The organism is Enterobacter sp. N5-15, assembly GCF_057221635.1.
Genome location: NZ_CM170150.1, coordinates 779,852 through 799,723 on the forward strand (window position 1 = coordinate 779,852; position 19,872 = coordinate 799,723).

Here is a 19,872-nt window from a genome sequence, read left to right on the forward strand (position 1 = left end):
ATGGCAGATTACCAGGGCAAAAAAGTCGTTATCATCGGGTTGGGCCTCACGGGGCTCTCCTGCGTGGACTTTTTCCTCGCGCGCGGCGTGACGCCACGCGTGATGGATACGCGTGTCTCTCCGCCGGGTCTGGACAAACTGCCGGAACAGGTTGAACGCCACCTTGGTGGTCTGAATGATGACTGGCTGCTGGCAGCCGATCTGATTGTCGCCAGCCCAGGTATGGCGCTGGCGCACCCTTCGCTGAGCGCTGCCGCGGATGCGGGCGTTGAGATTGTCGGCGATATCGAGCTGTTCTGCCGCGAAGCGCAGGCGCCCGTTATCGCCATTACCGGTTCTAACGGTAAAAGCACCGTCACTACCCTGGTGGGTGAAATGGCGAAAGCGGCGGGCATGAACGTCGGCGTTGGCGGTAACATTGGTTTACCCGCTCTGATGCTGCTGGACAAAGGCTGTGAGCTGTATGTTCTCGAGCTTTCCAGCTTCCAGCTGGAAACGACCTCCAGCCTGCACGCTGCGGCTGCGACGATCCTCAACGTGACTGAAGATCATATGGACAGGTATCCATTTGGCCTGCAGCAGTACCGTGCCGCCAAGCTGCGCGTTTATGAAAATGCCAAAGTCTGCGTTGTAAACGCCGATGACGCGCTGACCATGCCGGTGCGCGGTGCAGACGATCGCTGTATCAGCTTCGGTATCACGATGGGGGATTACCACCTGAACCGCCAGCTGGGCGAAACCTGGCTGCGCGTGAAGGGTGAGAAAGTGCTGAACGTGAAAGAGATGAAGCTCACTGGTCAGCACAACTATACCAATGCCCTGGCGGCGCTGGCGCTGGCGGATGCAGTAGGGCTGCCGCGCTCCTCCAGCCTGAAAGCGTTAACCACGTTTTCTGGCCTGGCACACCGCTTCCAGCTGGCGCTGGAGCACAACGGCGTACGCTGGATCAACGACTCCAAAGCCACCAACGTGGGAAGCACGGAGGCCGCGCTGAACGGTCTGCACGTTGACGGCACGCTGCATTTGCTGCTGGGCGGCGACGGTAAATCAGCTGATTTCTCCTCACTGAAGCCGTATCTCTCTGGAGATAACGTCCGTCTGTACTGCTTCGGCCGTGACGGCAGCGAGCTGGCTGAACTGCGCCCTGAGGTTGCCGAGCAAACCGAAACCATGGAACAGGCGATGCGGCTGATTGCTCCTCGCGTGAAGCCGGGCGATATGGTGCTGCTCTCTCCGGCCTGTGCCAGTCTCGATCAATTCAAGAATTTCGAACAGCGTGGTGATGTCTTTACCCGCCTGGCGAAGGAGTTAGGCTAATGCGTTTATCTCTCCCTCGCCTGAAAATGCCGCGCCTGCCAGGATTTGGGATCCTGGCATGGGTGTTTGCGGCGCTCAAAGGCTGGGTGATGGGCTCTCGTCAAAAAGATAACGACAGCCTGGTCATGTACGATCGCACGCTGTTCTGGCTCACGATGGGGCTGGCGGCGGTCGGATTTATTATGGTGACGTCAGCCTCAATGCCTGTCGGCCAGCGTCTGGCGAACGATCCTTTCCTGTTTGCCAAGCGTGATGGTCTTTACATCATCCTGGCGTTCTGTCTGGCGCTGGTGACCTTGCGTCTGCCGATGGAGTTCTGGCAGCGGCACAGTACGGCGATGCTGATCGCCTCGATTATTATGCTGCTGATCGTACTGGTGGTGGGGAGCTCTGTTAACGGGGCATCGCGCTGGATCGCCTTTGGCCCGCTGCGTATTCAGCCTGCGGAATTTACCAAGCTCTCCCTGTTCTGCTACCTGGCTAACTACCTGGTGCGTAAGGTAGACGAAGTGCGTAACAACCTGCGCGGCTTCTTAAAACCGATGGGCGTGATTCTGGTGCTGGCGGTATTACTGCTGGCGCAGCCTGACCTCGGTACCGTTGTCGTGCTGTTCGTTACCACTCTGGCCATGCTGTTCCTGGCGGGCGCGAAGCTGTGGCAGTTCATCGCTATTATCGGGATGGGGATTTCGGCGGTTGTGCTGCTGATCCTCGCCGAGCCTTACCGTATTCGCCGTGTAACCTCGTTCTGGAACCCGTGGGAAGATCCGTTCGGCAGCGGTTACCAGCTGACGCAGTCGCTGATGGCCTTTGGTCGCGGTGAAGTCTGGGGACAGGGTCTGGGGAACTCGGTACAGAAACTGGAGTATTTACCGGAAGCGCACACTGACTTCATCTTCTCCATTATTGCGGAAGAACTGGGTTATATCGGTGTGGTATTAGCGCTATTAATGGTATTCTTCGTCGCTTTCCGCGCCATGTCCATCGGCCGGAAAGCGCTGGAGATCGATCACCGCTTCTCAGGATTCTTAGCCTGCTCAATTGGTATCTGGTTTAGCTTCCAGGCATTGGTTAACGTCGGGGCCGCAGCGGGTATGCTGCCGACCAAAGGTCTGACGTTGCCGTTGATCAGTTATGGTGGTTCCAGTCTGTTGATTATGTCGACGGCCATCATGTTTTTGTTGCGCATAGATTATGAGACGCGTCTGGAAAAAGCCCAGGCGTTTACACGAGGTTCACGATGAATCAACCGAAGCGGTTAATGGTGATGGCAGGCGGTACCGGCGGACACGTGTTCCCGGGACTGGCGGTTGCGCACCATTTAATGGATCAGGGCTGGCAGGTACGCTGGCTGGGAACCGCAGACCGCATGGAAGCCGATCTGGTACCGAAGCACGGTATCGAGATCGACTTTATTCGTATTTCCGGCCTTCGGGGCAAAGGCCTCAAGGCAATGCTGCTGGCACCGGTGCGTATTTTTAACGCCTGGCGTCAGGCGCGCACCATCATGAAGCGCTTTAAGCCAGATGTGGTGCTGGGCATGGGCGGCTATGTCTCGGGTCCTGGCGGGCTGGCGGCGTGGTCGTTAGGTATTCCCGTCGTGCTCCATGAGCAGAACGGTATTGCCGGTCTGACCAACAAGTGGCTGGCGAAAATTGCCACCAAAGTTATGCAGGCGTTTCCCGGCGCGTTCCCGAAAGCGGACGTGGTGGGTAACCCGGTGCGTGTAGACGTGCTGGCGCTGCCGCTGCCGGACGCTCGCCTGACGGGTCGTGAAGGGCCGGTTCGTGTACTGGTCGTCGGCGGCTCTCAGGGCGCGCGCATCTTAAACCAGACGATGCCGCAGGTAGCCGCAAAGCTCGGGGATACCGTGACGATCTGGCACCAGAGCGGAAAAGGTGCTCAGCAGACCGTTGAGCAGGCTTACGCAGACGAAGGTCAGCCGCAGCATAAAGTCACAGAGTTTATCGACGACATGGCGGCAGCGTATGCCTGGGCCGATGTCGTGGTCTGTCGTTCAGGCGCGCTGACGGTGAGCGAGATCGCCGCCGCCGGTCTGCCGGCCCTGTTTGTGCCGTTCCAGCACAAAGACAGACAACAGTACTGGAATGCGCTGCCGCTTGAGAAAGCCGGTGCCGCGAAGATATTTGAGCAGCCACAATTTACCGCCGACGCGGTCGCCACCACCCTGGCGGGCTGGAACAGAGACGCACTGCTGGAGATGGCGCAACGCGCGCGCGCGGCCGCTATCCCTGATGCGACGGAACGGGTGGCAAAAGAAGTGAGCCTGGCAGCCCAGGCTTAACCCTCGCAGCGCGTGTTGCGCTGCACGAATTTTAAGTAGTCGATGGCGTTTAGAGAATGAATACACAACAACTGGCAAAACTGCGTTCAATCGTGCCCGAGATGCGTCGCGTCCGGCACATTCACTTTGTTGGCATCGGTGGTGCTGGCATGGGCGGTATTGCCGAAGTGTTAGCTAACGAAGGCTATCAGATCAGCGGGTCTGACCTGGCGCCAAACCCTGTTACGCAGCAGCTGGCGTCGCTTGGGGCGACTATCTATTTCAATCATCGTCCGGAAAACGTGCGCGATGCGAGCGTGGTGGTGGTCTCGAGCGCCATCTCCTCTGACAACCCGGAAATCGTTGCCGCGCACGAAGCGCGCATTCCGGTGATCCGCCGCGCAGAAATGCTGGCGGAACTGATGCGTTTCCGTCATGGCATCGCCATTGCCGGTACCCACGGTAAAACCACGACCACGGCGATGGTCTCCAGTATTTATGCGGAAGCGGGTCTCGATCCGACGTTCGTCAACGGCGGTCTGGTCAAAGCCGCAGGCGTACATGCGCGTCTGGGCCACAGCCGTTATCTGATTGCAGAAGCGGATGAGAGCGACGCGTCGTTCCTGCACCTGCAGCCAATGGTGGCGATTGTCACTAACATCGAAGCTGACCATATGGATACCTACCAGGGTGACTTCGAGAACTTAAAGCAGACCTTCATCAATTTCCTGCACAACCTGCCGTTCTATGGACGCGCGGTGATGTGCGTAGACGATCCGGTGATCCGCGAGCTGCTGCCGCGCGTGGGTCGTCAAATCACCACTTACGGCTTCAGCGAAGACGCTGACGTCCGCGTGGAAGAGTACAAACAGATTGGTGCGCAGGGGCATTTCACTCTGGCGCGTCAGGACAAAGAGCTGCTGCACGTCACGCTGAATGCGCCAGGGCGCCATAACGCCCTCAATGCCGCAGCGGCAGTGGCCGTTGCGACGGAAGAAGGCATTGATGATGATGCGATTCTGCGCGCGCTGGAAAGCTTCCAGGGCACCGGCCGCCGTTTCGACTTCCTCGGTGAATTCCCGCTGGACGCCGTTAACGGTAAAGCCGGCTCAGCGATGCTGGTAGACGACTACGGCCACCATCCGACCGAAGTGGACGCCACCATTAAAGCCGCGCGTGCAGGATGGCCTGACAAGAATCTGGTGATGATCTTCCAGCCGCACCGCTTCACGCGTACGCGCGATCTGTACGACGATTTCGCCAGCGTCCTGTCACAGGTAGACACCCTGTTAATGCTGGATGTGTACGCCGCAGGCGAGACGCCGATTCCAGGGGCCGACAGCCGTTCTCTGTGCCGTACCATTCGTGGGCGCGGGAAAGTTGACCCTATTCTGGTTTCTGATCCTGCACAGGTGGCGGAAATTCTGGCACCGGTCCTGACAGGTAACGATCTGATTCTGATTCAGGGTGCGGGAAATATCGGCAAAATCGCCCGTACCTTAGCTGAAATCAAACTGAAGCCGCAAACCCAGGAGGATGAGCATCATGGCTGATAAGATTGCTGTCCTGTCTGGCGGCACCTCCGCCGAGCGTGAGGTTTCCCTGAATTCAGGCGCTGCTGTGCTGGCGGGCCTGCGTGAAGGTGGCGTCAATGCGCACCTGGTTGACCCAAAAGAGGTCGACGTGACGCAATTAAAAGCCATGGGCTTCGATAAAGTCTTTATCGCTTTGCATGGTCGTGGCGGTGAAGACGGCACCCTGCAGGGGCTTCTGGATCTGATCGGCATGCCGTACACCGGCAGCGGCGTGATGGCCTCCGCTATCTCTATGGATAAACTGCGCAGCAAACTTCTGTGGCAGGGCGCGGGGTTACCCGTTGCGCCATGGGTTGCGCTGACGCGTCGCGAATTTGAATTGGGCCTGCCGGATAGCGTTAATGCACGCATTGCTGAACTGGGCTTACCGGTTATTGTAAAGCCCAGCCGGGAAGGCTCCAGCGTGGGAATGTCCAAAGTCGACAAAGCTGAAGATCTTTCGTCCGCTTTAGCACTGGCATTTCAACATGATGAAGAAGTTCTGATTGAAAAATGGCTCAGCGGGCCGGAATTTACCGTCGCGATGCTTGGCGAAGAAATTTTACCGTCAATCCGTATCCAACCGGCCGGAACCTTCTATGATTATGAGGCGAAGTATCTCTCTGATGAGACGCAATATTTCTGCCCTTGTGGTCTTGAAGCTGAGCGTGAAGCAGATTTACAGTCCCTGGTGCTTAAAGCCTGGCATGTTCTGGGTTGCCGCGGCTGGGGACGCATCGACGTGATGCAGGACAGTGATGGACAATTTTATTTGCTGGAAGCCAATACCTCTCCGGGAATGACCAGCCACAGCCTTGTGCCGATGGCCGCGCGTCAGGCGGGGATGAGTTTCTCGCAGTTAGTCGTACGCATTCTGGACCAGGCGGGCTGATATGTCTCAGGCTGCATTGAACACGCGCAACCGCGATGACGAGGACGAATACGCCTCTTCACGCCGCAGTAATGGAACGCGTCTTGCAGGCATCATTTTCCTGCTCGGGGTGCTGTGCACCGTGTTTATCAGCGGCTGGATGGTCCTGGGCTGGATGGAAGATGCGCAGCGGTTGCCGCTTTCTAAGCTGGTGGTTACCGGTGAGCGTCACTACACGCGTAACGATGATATTCGTCAGTCAATACTGGCGCTGGGCTCGCCTGGAACCTTTATGACGCAGGACGTCAATATTATCCAAAGCCAGATAGAACGCCTGCCATGGATAAAACAGGCGAGCGTAAGAAAGCAATGGCCTGATGAATTGAAGATTCATCTGGTTGAATATGTGCCCATTGCGCGTTGGAATGATCAGCACATGGTTGACGTAGACGGAAATTCCTTCAGCGTCCCGGCCGATCGTGTCAACAAGCAAAATTTACCGATGTTGTATGGCCCTGAAGGCAGCGAAAACGAGGTGTTACAAGGTTTTCGCGAAATGGGTCAGGTGCTGGCGAAGGACAGGTTTACGTTAAAAGATGCAGCCATGACGGCGCGCCGTTCCTGGCAGCTGACGTTAACGAACGGCATTAAGCTCAACCTGGGACGCGGAGACACAATGAAGCGTCTGGCGCGTTTTGTCGAACTTTACCCGGTTTTACAGCAGCAGGCACAGACTGACGGCAAACGGATAAGCTACGTTGATTTGCGCTATGACTCAGGCGCAGCAGTCGGTTGGGTACCGGCTCCGGTCGAGGAACCTAATCAGCAACAGAATCAGGCACAGGTACAGGCAGAACAACAATGATCAAGGCGACGGACAGAAAACTGGTAGTTGGACTGGAGATTGGCACCGCGAAGGTTGCCGCTTTAGTAGGGGAAGTTCTGCCCGACGGTATGGTCAATATCATTGGCGTAGGCAGTTGCCCGTCCCGTGGTATGGATAAAGGTGGGGTTAACGATCTTGAATCGGTGGTGAAATGCGTTCAGCGCGCCATCGATCAGGCTGAATTGATGGCAGATTGCCAGATTTCTTCTGTCTATCTGGCCCTTTCTGGTAAGCACATTAGCTGCCAGAACGAAATTGGTATGGTGCCGATTTCCGAAGAAGAAGTGACGCAGGAAGACGTTGAAAACGTCGTGCACACGGCGAAATCCGTGCGTGTCCGCGACGAACATCGCGTGCTGCATGTCATTCCGCAGGAATATGCGATTGACTACCAGGAAGGGATCAAGAACCCGGTCGGCCTTTCTGGCGTACGTATGCAGGCAAAAGTGCACCTGATCACATGTCACAACGATATGGCGAAGAACATTGTAAAAGCCGTTGAACGTTGTGGCCTGAAAGTTGACCAACTTATTTTCGCGGGTCTGGCGGCAAGTTATTCCGTGCTGACCGAAGATGAACGTGAACTGGGTGTCTGTGTGGTCGATATTGGTGGTGGTACAATGGATATCGCCGTGTATACCGGCGGTGCGTTGCGCCACACTAAAGTGATCCCTTATGCCGGGAACGTTGTGACCAGCGATATTGCTTACGCTTTTGGTACGCCGCCGAGCGATGCAGAAGCGATTAAAGTGCGCCACGGCTGTGCGCTGGGGTCTATCGTTGGCAAAGATGAGAGCGTTGAAGTGCCGAGCGTCGGTGGTCGTCCACCGCGTAGCCTGCAGCGCCAGACGTTGGCAGAGGTGATTGAGCCGCGCTATACCGAGCTGCTCAACCTGGTCAACGAAGAGATTTTACAGTTACAGGAACAGCTTCGTCAGCAGGGCGTTAAACATCATCTTGCGGCGGGGATTGTATTAACCGGCGGTGCAGCGCAAATTGAAGGTCTTGCGGCCTGTGCTCAGCGCGTGTTCCATACGCAGGTGCGTATAGGTGCTCCGCTGAATATCACCGGTTTAACGGATTATGCTCAGGAGCCGTATTATTCAACGGCTGTGGGCCTGCTCCACTACGGGAAGGAATCTCATCTCAGTGGTGAAGCAGAAGTGGAAAAACGCGTCTCAGTGGGGTCGTGGGTCAAACGACTGAACAACTGGTTGCGAAAAGAGTTTTAATTTTTTTAAGAGACCGGAGAGAATTAGCGGTCTCGGGCGACAGGCACAACGGAGAGAGAAATTATGTTTGAACCTATGGAACTGACCAACGACGCGGTGATTAAAGTCATCGGCGTCGGTGGCGGCGGCGGTAACGCCGTAGAGCATATGGTGCGTGAACGCATTGAAGGTGTTGAATTCTTCGCAGTTAACACCGATGCACAGGCACTGCGTAAAACGGCTGTAGGCCAGACTATCCAGATCGGCGGTGGTATCACCAAAGGGCTGGGAGCAGGGGCTAATCCGGAAGTGGGTCGCAATGCGGCTGAAGAAGATCGTGAAGCGCTGCGCGCTGCACTGGAAGGTGCGGACATGGTCTTCATCGCAGCAGGCATGGGTGGCGGTACCGGTACCGGCGCAGCACCTGTTGTGGCTGAAGTGGCAAAAGATTTAGGTATCCTGACCGTTGCTGTCGTGACCAAGCCTTTCAACTTTGAAGGCAAGAAGCGTATGGCGTTCGCGGAGCAGGGTATCACCGAGCTGTCCAAGCATGTGGACTCGCTGATCACCATCCCGAACGACAAGCTGTTGAAAGTTCTGGGTCGCGGTATCTCTCTGCTGGACGCATTCGGTGCAGCAAACGACGTGCTGAAAGGCGCTGTTCAGGGTATCGCTGAACTGATTACCCGTCCTGGCCTGATGAACGTTGACTTTGCAGACGTTCGCACCGTGATGTCCGAAATGGGCTACGCGATGATGGGCTCTGGCGTGGCGAGCGGTGAAGACCGTGCAGAAGAAGCGGCTGAAATGGCTATCTCTTCTCCACTGCTGGAAGATATCGATCTGTCTGGTGCGCGCGGCGTGCTGGTCAACATTACCGCTGGCTTTGACCTGCGTCTGGATGAGTTCGAAACCGTGGGTAACACTATCCGTGCGTTCGCCTCTGACAACGCTACCGTGGTAATCGGTACTTCCCTTGACCCTGAAATGAATGACGAGCTGCGTGTGACGGTTGTTGCGACCGGTATCGGTATGGACAAACGTCCTGAGATCACCTTAGTGACCAACAAGCAGACTCAGCAACCGGTAATGGATCGTTACCAGCAGCACGGTATGTCTCCTCTGACTCAGGAGCAGAAACCGGCCGCAAAAGTGGTGAACGACCCAACGCCGCAAACGGCGAAAGAGCCAGATTATCTGGATATCCCGGCGTTCCTGCGTAAGCAAGCTGACTAAGAATTGGCTGGAATTAGGGGATTTGCGCTCTTTGTGCTAAACTGGCCCACCGTTAGTGATATACACTCTCGGTTGGATAGTTAATTTGGCGAGATTATACGATGATCAAACAAAGGACACTTAAACGTATCGTTCAGGCGACTGGTGTCGGTTTACATACCGGCAAGAAAGTCACGCTGACGTTACGCCCTGCGCCGGCCAATACCGGGGTCATCTATCGTCGCACCGACTTGAATCCACCGGTAGATTTTCCGGCCGATGCCAAATCTGTGCGTGATACTATGCTCTGTACTTGTCTGGTGAACGAGCATGACGTGCGGATTTCTACCGTAGAGCACCTGAACGCCGCCCTGGCGGGTCTGGGTATCGACAACATTATTGTTGAAGTCGATGCGCCAGAAATCCCGATTATGGATGGCAGTGCTGCACCGTTCGTCTATCTGTTGCTGGATGCCGGCATCGAAGAACTGAACTGCGCGAAGAAATTTGTACGCATCAAAGAGACCGTTCGCGTCGAAGATGGCGACAAGTGGGCTGAATTCAAACCGTATAATGGTTTCTCGTTGGACTTTACCATCGACTTTAACCATCCGGCGATTGACTCCAGCACCCAACGCTATGCGATGAACTTCTCTGCCGATGCGTTTATGCGCCAGATCAGCCGAGCCCGTACATTTGGCTTCATGCGTGATATCGAATATCTGCAGTCCCGTGGCCTGTGCCTGGGCGGCAGCTTCGATTGTGCCATCGTTGTTGACGATTATCGCGTACTGAATGAAGACGGCCTGCGTTTCGAAGATGAATTCGTTCGTCACAAAATGCTGGATGCTATCGGCGACCTGTTCATGTGTGGTCACAACATCATTGGTGCATTTACCGCGTTCAAATCCGGTCATGCGCTGAACAACAAACTGTTGCAGGCCGTCCTGGCAAAACAGGAAGCCTGGGAATATGTGACCTTCGAAGACGAAGCTGAACTGCCGCTGGCTTTCAAAGCACCAAGCATGGTTCTGGCGTAACGGTTCAAACCGTTTCGTAAAAAAATCGACTGGTTAACCTGGTACTCTCTCCGACCAGGAAGACCAGTCGTTTTTATTTTTACCCTTCTTCGTTTGCCCCAGCGTTATCTCTCGTTTGTCTTACGCAGAAAATGTGTGCGTTAGCTGCATTCTTGACCGTTTTTCCCCGCGGCGGCACCTCATTCCTGCTGATGTATATTGGCTTTAGTGATACTATCTGGGCGCTAAAAAGAATAACTGAACTCAGCCTCTGCAAGGCTGGCTTATTGGGTGGAGCAGGTGAGCGGAATACTGACGCGCTGGCGACAATTTGGCAGACGTTACTTCTGGCCGCATCTCTTATTAGGGATGGTCGCGGCGAGTTTCGGCTTGCCTGCGCTCTGCAACACTGCCGAAGCGGCGACGCCCGCAAAAACGTCTACCACCAAACACGATCTCAACACGCGGGTTAACTTTACTAACCTCGCGTGGCTTGAAGCCAACCGCCGCCCAAACTTCTCCGTTGATTACTGGCACCAGCACGCTATCCGCACGGTTATCCGCCATCTGTCCTTCGCGATGGCGCCGCAGGCCATGCCTGTTGCGGAAGAGACGCTGCCGGTGCAGGCTCAGCATCTTGCCCTGCTGGACACGCTCAACGCGCTGCTCACGCAGGACAGCCAGCCGCCGGTCATGGTTCGCCAGACGACGCAACGTGCGTTGGTTTCACCGGTTTCATTCTCTGTTTCAACCTGGATTAGCCAGGCCCACGGCATTCGCGCCGGGCCGCAACGCCTCAGCTAAATTAACTTTTTCAATACCTTAATTTATCTGCCCACACTGGGGCGTTTGAGAATTTATTATGCTAATCAAATTGTTAACTAAAGTTTTTGGTAGTCGTAACGATCGTACCCTGCGCCGTATGCGTAAAGCTGTTACCGTCATCAACGGTATGGAACCGGCGATGGAGAAGCTCTCTGATGACGAGCTGAAAGCGAAAACGGCGGAATTCCGCGCGCGTCTGGAAAAAGGCGAAACCTTAGAAAGCCTGATCCCGGAAGCGTTTGCTGTCGTGCGTGAAGCAAGTAAGCGCGTATTCGGCATGCGTCACTTCGACGTTCAGCTGCTGGGTGGTATGGTGCTTAACGAGCGCTGCATCGCGGAAATGCGTACCGGTGAAGGTAAAACCCTGACCGCAACGCTGCCGGCTTACCTGAACGCGCTGACCGGTAAAGGCGTTCACGTCGTTACCGTCAACGACTATCTGGCGCAGCGTGACGCCGAAAACAACCGTCCACTGTTCGAATTCCTCGGTATGACCGTCGGCATCAACATGTCCGGCCTGCCTGCGCCAGCCAAGCGCGAAGCGTATAACGCGGACATCACCTACGGCACCAACAACGAATACGGCTTCGACTACCTGCGTGACAACATGGCGTTCAGCCCGGAAGAGCGCGTACAGCGTAAACTGCACTATGCGCTGGTGGATGAGGTGGACTCCATCCTGATCGATGAAGCGCGTACCCCGCTGATCATCTCCGGCCCGGCTGAAGACAGCTCCGAGATGTACCGTAAAGTCGACAAAATCATTCCACACCTGCTGCGTCAGGAGAAAGAGGACTCGGATACCTTCCAGGGTGAAGGCCACTTCTCCGTTGATGAAAAAGCGCGCCAGGTGAACCTGACCGAACGCGGTCTGGTGAAAATTGAAGAGCTGCTGGTCGCTGAAGGCATCATGGAAGAGGGCGAGTCCCTGTACTCCCCAAGCAACATCATGCTGATGCACCACGTGACCGCTGCGCTGCGCGCCCACGCGCTGTTCACCCGCGACGTCGATTACATCGTAAAAGACGGTGAAGTGATCATCGTCGATGAACATACCGGCCGTACCATGCAGGGACGTCGCTGGTCTGACGGTCTGCACCAGGCTGTGGAAGCCAAAGAAGGTGTGGATATTCAGAATGAAAACCAGACGCTGGCGTCTATCACCTTCCAGAACTACTTCCGTCTGTACGAGAAGCTGGCGGGGATGACCGGTACTGCTGATACCGAAGCGTTTGAATTCAGCTCTATCTACAAGCTGGATACCGTGGTTGTTCCAACCAACCGTCCGATGATCCGTAAGGATATGCCGGACCTGGTGTACATGACCGAAGCGGAAAAAATTCAGGCGATCATCGAAGATATTCGCGATCGTACTGCCAATGGCCAGCCGGTTCTGGTGGGGACCATCTCCATCGAGAAATCCGAAGTGGTTTCTCATGAGCTGACCAAAGCGGGTATCAAGCACAACGTTCTTAACGCCAAATTCCACGCCAAAGAAGCGGACATTGTTGCGCAGGCGGGTTATCCGGCTGCCGTGACCATCGCCACCAACATGGCGGGTCGTGGTACCGATATTATGCTGGGCGGTAGCTGGCAGGCTGAAGTGGCGGAGCTGGAAAACCCAACGCCAGAACAGATTGCTCAGATCAAAGCCGACTGGCAGGTTCGTCATGACGCCGTTCTGGCTTCCGGCGGTCTGCACATTATCGGTACAGAGCGTCATGAATCCCGTCGTATCGATAACCAGCTGCGTGGCCGTGCGGGTCGTCAGGGTGATGCCGGTTCATCCCGCTTCTACCTGTCTATGGAAGATGCGCTGATGCGTATTTTCGCCTCCGACCGCGTGTCCGGCATGATGCGTAAGCTGGGTATGAAGCCTGGCGAAGCGATTGAGCACCCGTGGGTCACTAAAGCGATTGCTAACGCGCAGCGTAAAGTGGAAAGCCGCAACTTTGATATTCGTAAGCAGCTGCTGGAATATGATGATGTGGCTAACGATCAGCGTCGTGCGATCTACACCCAGCGTAACGAACTGCTGGACGTGTCCGACGTGAGCGAAACCATCAACAGCATTCGTGAAGATGTGTTTAAAGCCACCATCGACGCGCATATTCCACCGCAGTCTCTGGAAGAGATGTGGGATATCGAAGGCCTGCAGGAACGTCTGAAAAATGACTTTGACCTCGATCTGCCAATCAAAGAGTGGCTGGACAAAGAGCCTGAGCTGCACGAAGAGACCCTGCGTGAACGTATCTTCGAAACCGCGCTGGACGTTTACAAGCGTAAGGAAGAAGTCGTAGGCGCAGAGATGATGCGTCACTTCGAAAAAGGCGTGATGCTGCAGACGCTGGACTCCCTGTGGAAAGAGCACCTGGCGGCGATGGACTACCTGCGTCAGGGTATCCACCTGCGTGGCTATGCGCAGAAAGATCCGAAGCAGGAATACAAGCGTGAATCCTTCTCCATGTTTGCGTCTATGCTGGAGTCACTGAAGTACGAAGTGATCAGCACCCTGAGCAAGGTTCAGGTGCGTATGCCGGAAGAAGTGGAAGCGATGGAGCAGCAGCGTCGTGAAGAAGCCGAGCGCCTGGCACAAATGCAGCAGCTGAGTCATCAGACCGACGACAGCGAAGCCGCAGCGGCGATCGCCGCACAGACCGGCGATCGTAAAGTGGGTCGTAACGATCCGTGCCCGTGTGGTTCCGGTAAAAAGTACAAGGCGTGCCACGGCCGTCTGAGCTAAGTTCATAAAAAAACAAAAAGGCGCAGATATCTGCGCCTTTTTTATGGAAGTGACAATATGAAAATACTGCAAATTGCCGTCGGGATTATTCGCAACCCGCAAAACCAAATCTTTATCACCCAGCGCGCTGCCGACGCCCATATGGCGAACAAGTGGGAGTTTCCGGGCGGTAAAATCGAGTCAGGTGAAACGCCGGAAGAGGCGCTGGTTCGGGAGCTTCAGGAAGAGGTGGGGATCACCCCGCTTGGCGCAACGCTGTTTGATAAGCTTGAGTACCAGTTTCCGGACAGGCACATCACGCTGTGGTTCTGGCTGGTGGAAAACTGGGAAGGTGAACCCTGGGGAAAAGAGGGACAGCCGGGTAACTGGGTAGAGCTTCAGGCAAGTGATGCCGAAAAATTCCCGCCAGCCAATGAGCCCGTGATCCTGCGGTTAGTCGCACAACCGTAGGCCTGCTGAGCGAAGCGCCAGCAGGCTTTACAGATTACTGCTGGGTTTCACTCCAGTCATCGCTGTCCGAGAGATCGCCTTCGCTTGGAATGCGTTTCTCTTCCGCCGCCCATTCGCCCAGGTCAATAAGCTGACAGCGTTTGCAGCAGAATGGGCGGAACGGACTCACTTCGCCCCAGACAACGGTTTTGCCACAGGTTGGGCAGCTTACGGTGGTGACATCAGACATCGGCACTCCTTAACAACAGGCCAGTTCAAAATCGAGACGTTCCGGCACGGTGCCATTTTCACTGTCCAGCGGCATAAAGCGAATCGCAAAGCGGCTCTTATGCCCGGAAATCTGCGGGTAAAGCTGTTCGCCAAGAGACAGATTGAGACGCAGAAGATCGGCATCATCACCGTTATCCTGGAAGAAACCATTCAGGCTGGTTTGCTTGCGGAACGGCGCAGAGTTACGGATCAGATCGAGGATCAGCGACAGCGTCTGGTGCATTGGCTCCAGGCTTGCCAGCCAGCTGTTCACCTGCGCGTCACGCTGCGCCTGTGGCATATGTAGCCACATGTGCAGCGTCGGCAGGTCGAAGCTACAGCAGCCGCCAGGGATGCTCAGGCGCTGGCGCACCAGGCCAATCAGGCGGTCTTCGCGCAAAAACTGCCCGACGCGCGGCGCGGCCATCAGGACGGCGCTACTGCTTTTCAACTGCTGGCGGAGCGCGTCGATACGGCTCTGATCTACGCCGGGGACCTCTGTCCATGCCTGCAATTTACGCTGCTGGCGCTCCAGCTCTTTGAGTAATTCTGTGCGGACATCGCCGCGTTCAATCACATCCAGCAGATCGCCTACGTTGCGGAAGAAGTGCAGCGCCGTGGCATGATCGTTAACAGGCAGATGTTGTGAAAGCTGTTGAATAAGAAATTCGATGCGCAGCCAGGTGCGCATTTTTTCGTTGAGCGGATGCTCAAAAAGGATGTGTGTCGACATTATGGTTTTTCCTGTGCAACGGCCTGCGCGGCGAACGTCAGATACTGCGCGTGCAGACGGGCAACATCCGATGCAATGGCATCTGGTGCGCCGTTATTATCAATGACATCATCCGCCACGGCAAGGCGCTGAGCGCGCGTAGCCTGAGCGGCAAGAATTTGTTCAGCATGCTCCCGCGAGACGCGATCGCGCGTCATGGTTCGCCGGATTTGCGTTTCGGGAGAGACATCAATCACCAGCACCCGATCGGCTTTCATATGCAGCTGATTTTCAACCAGTAGCGGAACCACCCACAAGACATAGGGCGAGCGGGCTGCGGCTATCTGACGCTGAGTTTCCTGGTGGATGATGGGGTGGAGCAGGGCATTAAGCCAGACTTTTTCCGCAGAATCGGAAAAAATGCATTCGCGAAGCTGACGGCGATTCAGTGTGCCATCGGCATTGATGATGGCCTGACCAAAATGTTCTGCGATGGCCTTTAGCGCGGGTGTATTGGGCTCTACCACCAGGCGGGCAATGATATCGGCATCAATAATCGTGATACCCAAACGAGAGAACGCGTCCGCAACGGTACTTTTGCCACTACCGATGCCGCCGGTTAATGCGACGATATACCCCATTAAATCAAATCCTGGGAATTATTCATTATTAAAATCAGTTGATTAAAACTCTTAGGCGCGCCAGCAACTGTTTAGCCCCGTTTACCGGCTTTTTACCAGGTAAATTTATAGGATTGTAGCGTAAAAAAAGAGAATTTCGCAGTCTTGCGGAGCAGGTATTAGTGCGTATGATAACGTCACTGGAGTTGTGCTTTTAACATATTTGCCTCTAACCCCAGGAATCCGCACATGCGTATCGAAGAAGATCTGAAGTTAGGTTTCAAAGACGTTCTTATCCGCCCTAAACGCTCTACACTGAAAAGTCGCTCAGACGTTGAACTCGAACGTCAATTCACCTTTAAGCATTCCGGTCAGACCTGGTCTGGCGTGCCGATCATCGCTGCCAACATGGATACTGTGGGAACCTTTGAGATGGCAACCGCCCTGGCACAGTTCGACATTCTCACCGCCGTGCACAAACATTACAGCCCTGAAGAGTGGAATGCGTTTGTTGCGTCCGCGTCTGCTGACGTGGTGAAGCATGTGATGGTCTCCACCGGTACCTCCGATGCGGATTTCGAGAAGACCAAACAGATCCTGAACGCTAACCCGGCGCTCAACTTCGTCTGTATTGACGTGGCGAACGGTTACTCCGAGCACTTTGTGCAGTTCGTCAGCAAGGCGCGCGAGGCCTGGCCGACGAAAACCATCATCGCGGGCAACGTGGTGACTGGTGAAATGTGTGAAGAGCTGATCCTTTCCGGCGCAGATATCGTGAAAGTAGGTATTGGCCCAGGCTCCGTGTGCACGACACGCGTCAAAACCGGCGTCGGTTATCCTCAGCTCTCCGCAGTCATTGAATGTGCCGACGCGGCGCACGGTCTGGGCGGCCAGATCATCAGCGATGGCGGCTGTACCACGCCGGGCGATGTTGCGAAAGCCTTCGGCGGCGGCGCGGACTTCGTGATGCTGGGCGGTATGCTGGCAGGCCACGAAGAGAGCGGTGGTACCGTTGTTGAAGAGAACGGCGAGAAATTTATGCTGTTCTACGGCATGAGCTCTGAATCCGCGATGACCCGTCACGTCGGTGGCGTGGCAAAATACCGTGCGGCAGAAGGCAAAACCGTGAAGCTGCCTCTGCGCGGCCCGGTTGAATACACCGCGCGCGATATCCTCGGCGGCCTGCGCTCGGCCTGCACCTACGTTGGGGCATCCCGCCTGAAAGAGCTGACGAAACGTACAACGTTTATTCGCGTTCAGGAACAGGAAAACCGCGTATTCAATAGCCTGTAATGGCTTCGGCTGGCGCATGCCCGTGCGCCAGCACTGTTCTCTGCACTAGCCCGCGCTCATCGCATCTCCCAGATGGAAAATCGGCAGGTACATTGCCACTACCAGCGTGCCGATGATGATCCCTGTCACAATCAGAAGCATCGGCTCAAGAAGTGCCGCCAGATTATCTGCCCGTTGAAAGGTCTGTTCCGTGTGGTGTCGGGCGAGGTTTGCCAGCATGACGTCCAGCGCGCCTGACATTTCGCCGGTGCGTAAAAGCTGAATACACAGCGGGGTGAAGATGGCCGCTTTCTGAAAGGATGACCAGACGGGGAGGCCTTTTTCAATCTCCTCCCGAACGCTGCGGAGTATTTCTCGCCAGTAGCGACTTTCAACGGTCTCCTCCGCACTTTCAAGGCCCTGTAAAAAGGGGATACCGGCCCGCTGCGTGAGTGACAGCACGGTAAAGATGTGCCCCAGTTTTTGACCTTTTGCCAGTGCGCCCAACACGGGCGCGTGCATCAGCATGCCCTGCCAGCGAGGGTTCTGCCGCAGAGCCCAGGCGGTGGCAAAGGGCGCTAATAACGCGGCGAACAACGCAAGGGCATATGACCGCATAAATGCGGCCATCCCCATGACCATTTGCGTCAGCAGCGGAAGCGGAGTGTTAAACGTTTTGTAGATCGCGGCAAACTCGGGCAAGACCAGGGTGACCATCGCCAGCACCACCAGTACGGCCAGCGTCAGGACGATCGCCGGGTAGCGCAGCGCCTTTCTCACTTTCGCACTGAGCTGCTGCTGCGCTTTTTGCTGCTGCGCAAGCTGGCGACAGCACTCCTCCAGCTTTCCTGTGAGCTCACCGGTTTTCACCATCGAGACATGCAGTGGGCTAAAAACGGCTGGCCACTTTTTTAGCGACTCAGAAAAGGGAGCTCCCTCACTGAGCTCATCGGCAATGCTTTGCAGCAGCGCCTGCCAGGGTTTTAACGGATGTTGCTCTGCCAGCATCTGCAGGCTGTGGGACAATGTCAGCCCGGCCTGCAGAAGCGTTGCGAGCTGGCGAAACATCTCGTAGCAGTGATGCGGCCGCCAGCGGTGTCGCTGAGCGCATCGGGTCAGCGTCAGAGGATGGAGGTTGCTGCGCATCAGCCTGGTGAAGGCGGCATTGCGGTCTATGGCCCAGAGCGTCCCGCTTCGGGGTTCTCCTTCCTGGGTGAGCGCTCGCCAGCGCCAGAGCTGATTAGCAGCCATCGGGCATGCCCAGGACGCGCACCAGCTCTTCGAGCGTGGTCAGGCCTTGTTCGACGGCCATGCAGCCGTGCTCAAAAAGAGAAATCATTCCCGCCTGCCGGGCGCTTGCCTCTATTACTTCTGTTCCCGCCCCGCTGGCAATGGCCTGCCGCAGGGCATTGTCGATCGCGAGTACCTCAAAAATGGCCACGCGGCCATAAAAACCGTGATAGCAACGATCGCAGCCGGTGGGCTGCCAGCGTGGAAGCGGTCTGGACCATATGGCGCGCGGTAGTTCAGCATGCTCGCTGGCTTCCCGACGACAGTGTGGGCATAAACGCCGGACCAGCCGCTGGGCAATCACCATCGACAGCGCGGAAGATATCATCCAGCGGGCGACGCCCATCTGCTCCAGGCGAATGAGCGTTTCCGTCGTCGAGTTGGTGTGCAGCGTCGACAGCACCAGATGCCCGGTCTGGGCGGCATTAATAGCAATGTCTGCCGTTTCGCCGTCACGGATTTCGCCGACCATAATGATGTCTGGATCCTGACGCAGCAGCGCCCGCAGTACGCTCTGGAATGTTAAACCCGCCCGGGGATTAATCTGCGTCTGGTTTAATCCCGCAAGGGGGATCTCAATGGGATCCTCCACGCTACAGATGTTGACGTCAGGGGTGTTACGCGCCTGCAGCGCGCTATACAGCGTCACGGTTTTGCCGCTGCCGGTAGGGCCGGTGACCAGAATCAGCCCCTGCGGCTGGTGGAGGACCTCATTAAAACAGGCCAGCTGTTCAGCACTCATGCCAAGCGCGCTTGGCTCGAGGGCCTGCTGAACCTGATGCAGGAGACGCAGCACAATTTTCTCGCCACCGCTGCAGGGAAGCGTCGCGATTCGAAATGAGACCGGCGCGTTTGCCAGCTCAATCGTAAACTGGCCGTCCTGAGGCAAACGACGTTCTGCAATATCCAGGTTACCCAGCACTTTTAAACGTGCGCTGAACAGGCTTGCCAGCGAGGCGGAAAGCGGAGGCTGGGGGCAAAGAACCCCGTCGATGCGTAAACGGATCTGGCACGCGTGCTCCATCGGTTCGATATGAATGTCGGAGGCGCGCTGGTTGATTGCCTGCTGCAGCGTGTGGTTGAGAATATCCACCGTTGAGTGCGTTTGTGAAACAACGGGCAGAGGCGATTGTGACGTTAGCTGCCGGTGTTTTTCCATGCGCTCGGCGCTCCAGCACTCAATATCAATCCGTTTCTGGGTCGCGAAGCGCAGCGCCTCCATCAGTTCAGCCGCGGGGCTGCCCACGACGGCGATGCTGACCATGTCACTGTCGCTGGTGAGCAGCAGAGCGTGATGGCGCAGGCAAAGCGCCACGAGTTGTTCGGTATTCATT

18 protein-coding genes are annotated in these 19,872 nt (G+C 56.0%); 13 read left to right on the forward strand and 5 right to left on the reverse strand.

The window, feature by feature from the left end; all coding sequences use genetic code 11:
* The 12 genes from murD (at position 1) to mutT (ending at position 14,395) form a co-directional block, all read left to right on the forward strand.
* The gene (gene murD, locus AC2TE5_RS03670; RefSeq protein ID WP_032660687.1) at positions 1–1,317 is read left to right on the forward strand and encodes a UDP-N-acetylmuramoyl-L-alanine--D-glutamate ligase; all 1,317 of its coding nucleotides are present in this window, start codon (positions 1–3) and stop codon (positions 1,315–1,317) included.
* Complete coding sequence (gene ftsW / locus AC2TE5_RS03675; RefSeq protein WP_023310395.1) at positions 1,317–2,561, forward strand: cell division protein FtsW; 1,245 nt, start codon at positions 1,317–1,319, stop codon at positions 2,559–2,561. Before murD ends, ftsW begins: the two co-directional genes overlap by 1 nt.
* A complete protein-coding gene (gene murG / locus AC2TE5_RS03680; protein WP_039260813.1) occupies positions 2,558–3,622 on the forward strand; it encodes an undecaprenyldiphospho-muramoylpentapeptide beta-N-acetylglucosaminyltransferase in 1,065 nt (354 codons plus the stop codon). The genes ftsW and murG overlap by 4 nt, the downstream gene beginning before the upstream one ends.
* A 56-nt stretch (positions 3,623–3,678) precedes the next feature.
* Positions 3,679–5,154 carry a UDP-N-acetylmuramate--L-alanine ligase gene (gene murC / locus AC2TE5_RS03685; RefSeq protein WP_115876437.1) on the forward strand — a complete coding sequence of 492 codons (1,476 nt, stop codon included), beginning with the start codon at positions 3,679–3,681 and terminating at the stop codon, positions 5,152–5,154.
* Entirely contained in the window at positions 5,147–6,067 is a 921-nt protein-coding gene (locus AC2TE5_RS03690; protein ID WP_331413395.1) for a D-alanine--D-alanine ligase, read from the forward strand. The genes murC and AC2TE5_RS03690 overlap by 8 nt, the downstream gene beginning before the upstream one ends.
* A gap of 1 nt (position 6,068) precedes the next feature.
* Entirely contained in the window at positions 6,069–6,911 is an 843-nt protein-coding gene (ftsQ, locus tag AC2TE5_RS03695) for a cell division protein FtsQ (protein ID WP_213329246.1), read from the forward strand.
* Entirely contained in the window at positions 6,908–8,164 is a 1,257-nt protein-coding gene (gene ftsA, locus AC2TE5_RS03700; protein ID WP_023334508.1) for a cell division protein FtsA, read from the forward strand. Before ftsQ ends, ftsA begins: the two co-directional genes overlap by 4 nt.
* A 63-nt stretch (positions 8,165–8,227) precedes the next feature.
* On the forward strand, positions 8,228–9,379 hold the full coding sequence (gene ftsZ, locus AC2TE5_RS03705; protein ID WP_008501978.1) for a cell division protein FtsZ: 1,152 nt from the start codon (positions 8,228–8,230) through the stop codon (positions 9,377–9,379).
* Between the two features lie 101 nt (positions 9,380–9,480).
* A complete protein-coding gene (lpxC, locus tag AC2TE5_RS03710) occupies positions 9,481–10,398 on the forward strand; it encodes a UDP-3-O-acyl-N-acetylglucosamine deacetylase (RefSeq protein ID WP_008501977.1) in 918 nt (305 codons plus the stop codon).
* Positions 10,399–10,677: 279 nt separating this feature from the next.
* Entirely contained in the window at positions 10,678–11,181 is a 504-nt protein-coding gene (gene secM / locus AC2TE5_RS03715; RefSeq protein ID WP_484612675.1) for a secA translation cis-regulator SecM, read from the forward strand.
* Positions 11,182–11,239: 58 nt separating this feature from the next.
* A complete protein-coding gene (gene secA / locus AC2TE5_RS03720) occupies positions 11,240–13,945 on the forward strand; it encodes a preprotein translocase subunit SecA (RefSeq protein WP_213329241.1) in 2,706 nt (901 codons plus the stop codon).
* Positions 13,946–14,002: 57 nt separating this feature from the next.
* Positions 14,003–14,395 (forward strand): 8-oxo-dGTP diphosphatase MutT, encoded by a 393-nt coding sequence (gene mutT / locus AC2TE5_RS03725; RefSeq protein WP_023310403.1) that lies wholly within the window; start codon positions 14,003–14,005, stop codon positions 14,393–14,395.
* A gap of 34 nt (positions 14,396–14,429) precedes the next feature.
* Here the strand turns inward: mutT and yacG are convergent, their stop codons facing one another.
* The 3 genes from yacG to coaE are packed head-to-tail and all read right to left on the reverse strand — an operon-like array spanning position 14,430 to position 15,997.
* Entirely contained in the window at positions 14,430–14,624 is a 195-nt protein-coding gene (yacG, locus tag AC2TE5_RS03730) for a DNA gyrase inhibitor YacG (protein ID WP_023310404.1), read from the reverse strand.
* 9 nt (positions 14,625–14,633) lie between these two features.
* On the reverse strand, positions 14,634–15,377 hold the full coding sequence (zapD, locus tag AC2TE5_RS03735) for a cell division protein ZapD (protein ID WP_023310405.1): 744 nt from the start codon (positions 15,375–15,377) through the stop codon (positions 14,634–14,636).
* Complete coding sequence (coaE, locus tag AC2TE5_RS03740) at positions 15,377–15,997, reverse strand: dephospho-CoA kinase (RefSeq protein WP_484612676.1); 621 nt, start codon at positions 15,995–15,997, stop codon at positions 15,377–15,379. Before coaE ends, zapD begins: the two co-directional genes overlap by 1 nt.
* A 228-nt stretch (positions 15,998–16,225) precedes the next feature.
* On the opposite strand from coaE, the gene AC2TE5_RS03745 reads away from it, so the two are divergent.
* The gene (locus AC2TE5_RS03745; protein WP_148243618.1) at positions 16,226–17,269 is read left to right on the forward strand and encodes a GMP reductase; all 1,044 of its coding nucleotides are present in this window, start codon (positions 16,226–16,228) and stop codon (positions 17,267–17,269) included.
* 45 nt (positions 17,270–17,314) lie between these two features.
* Here AC2TE5_RS03745 and hofC read toward each other — a convergent pair whose 3' ends face one another.
* Both hofC and gspE read right to left on the reverse strand, forming a co-directional pair.
* Positions 17,315–18,499 carry a protein transport protein HofC gene (gene hofC / locus AC2TE5_RS03750; RefSeq protein WP_484612677.1) on the reverse strand — a complete coding sequence of 395 codons (1,185 nt, stop codon included), beginning with the start codon at positions 18,497–18,499 and terminating at the stop codon, positions 17,315–17,317.
* Positions 18,489–19,871 (reverse strand): type II secretion system protein GspE, encoded by a 1,383-nt coding sequence (gspE, locus tag AC2TE5_RS03755; protein ID WP_484612678.1) that lies wholly within the window; start codon positions 19,869–19,871, stop codon positions 18,489–18,491. The genes hofC and gspE overlap by 11 nt, the downstream gene beginning before the upstream one ends.
* Position 19,872 lies beyond the last annotated feature (1 nt).

Coding starts and splice junctions, on each gene's coding strand:
- murD (WP_032660687.1), top strand. CDS start 1: ATGGCAGATTACCAGGGCAAAAAAGTCGTTATCATCGGGTTGGGCCTC.
- ftsW (WP_023310395.1), top strand. CDS start 1,317: ATGCGTTTATCTCTCCCTCGCCTGAAAATGCCGCGCCTGCCAGGATTT.
- murG (WP_039260813.1), top strand. CDS start 2,558: ATGAATCAACCGAAGCGGTTAATGGTGATGGCAGGCGGTACCGGCGGA.
- murC (WP_115876437.1), top strand. CDS start 3,679: ATGAATACACAACAACTGGCAAAACTGCGTTCAATCGTGCCCGAGATG.
- AC2TE5_RS03690 (WP_331413395.1), top strand. CDS start 5,147: ATGGCTGATAAGATTGCTGTCCTGTCTGGCGGCACCTCCGCCGAGCGT.
- ftsQ (WP_213329246.1), top strand. CDS start 6,069: ATGTCTCAGGCTGCATTGAACACGCGCAACCGCGATGACGAGGACGAA.
- ftsA (WP_023334508.1), top strand. CDS start 6,908: ATGATCAAGGCGACGGACAGAAAACTGGTAGTTGGACTGGAGATTGGC.
- ftsZ (WP_008501978.1), top strand. CDS start 8,228: ATGTTTGAACCTATGGAACTGACCAACGACGCGGTGATTAAAGTCATC.
- lpxC (WP_008501977.1), top strand. CDS start 9,481: ATGATCAAACAAAGGACACTTAAACGTATCGTTCAGGCGACTGGTGTC.
- secA (WP_213329241.1), top strand. CDS start 11,240: ATGCTAATCAAATTGTTAACTAAAGTTTTTGGTAGTCGTAACGATCGT.
- mutT (WP_023310403.1), top strand. CDS start 14,003: ATGAAAATACTGCAAATTGCCGTCGGGATTATTCGCAACCCGCAAAAC.
- yacG (WP_023310404.1), bottom strand. CDS start 14,624: ATGTCTGATGTCACCACCGTAAGCTGCCCAACCTGTGGCAAAACCGTT.
- zapD (WP_023310405.1), bottom strand. CDS start 15,377: ATGTCGACACACATCCTTTTTGAGCATCCGCTCAACGAAAAAATGCGC.
- coaE (WP_484612676.1), bottom strand. CDS start 15,997: ATGGGGTATATCGTCGCATTAACCGGCGGCATCGGTAGTGGCAAAAGT.
- AC2TE5_RS03745 (WP_148243618.1), top strand. CDS start 16,226: ATGCGTATCGAAGAAGATCTGAAGTTAGGTTTCAAAGACGTTCTTATC.
- hofC (WP_484612677.1), bottom strand. CDS start 18,499: ATGGCTGCTAATCAGCTCTGGCGCTGGCGAGCGCTCACCCAGGAAGGA.
- gspE (WP_484612678.1), bottom strand. CDS start 19,871: ATGAATACCGAACAACTCGTGGCGCTTTGCCTGCGCCATCACGCTCTG.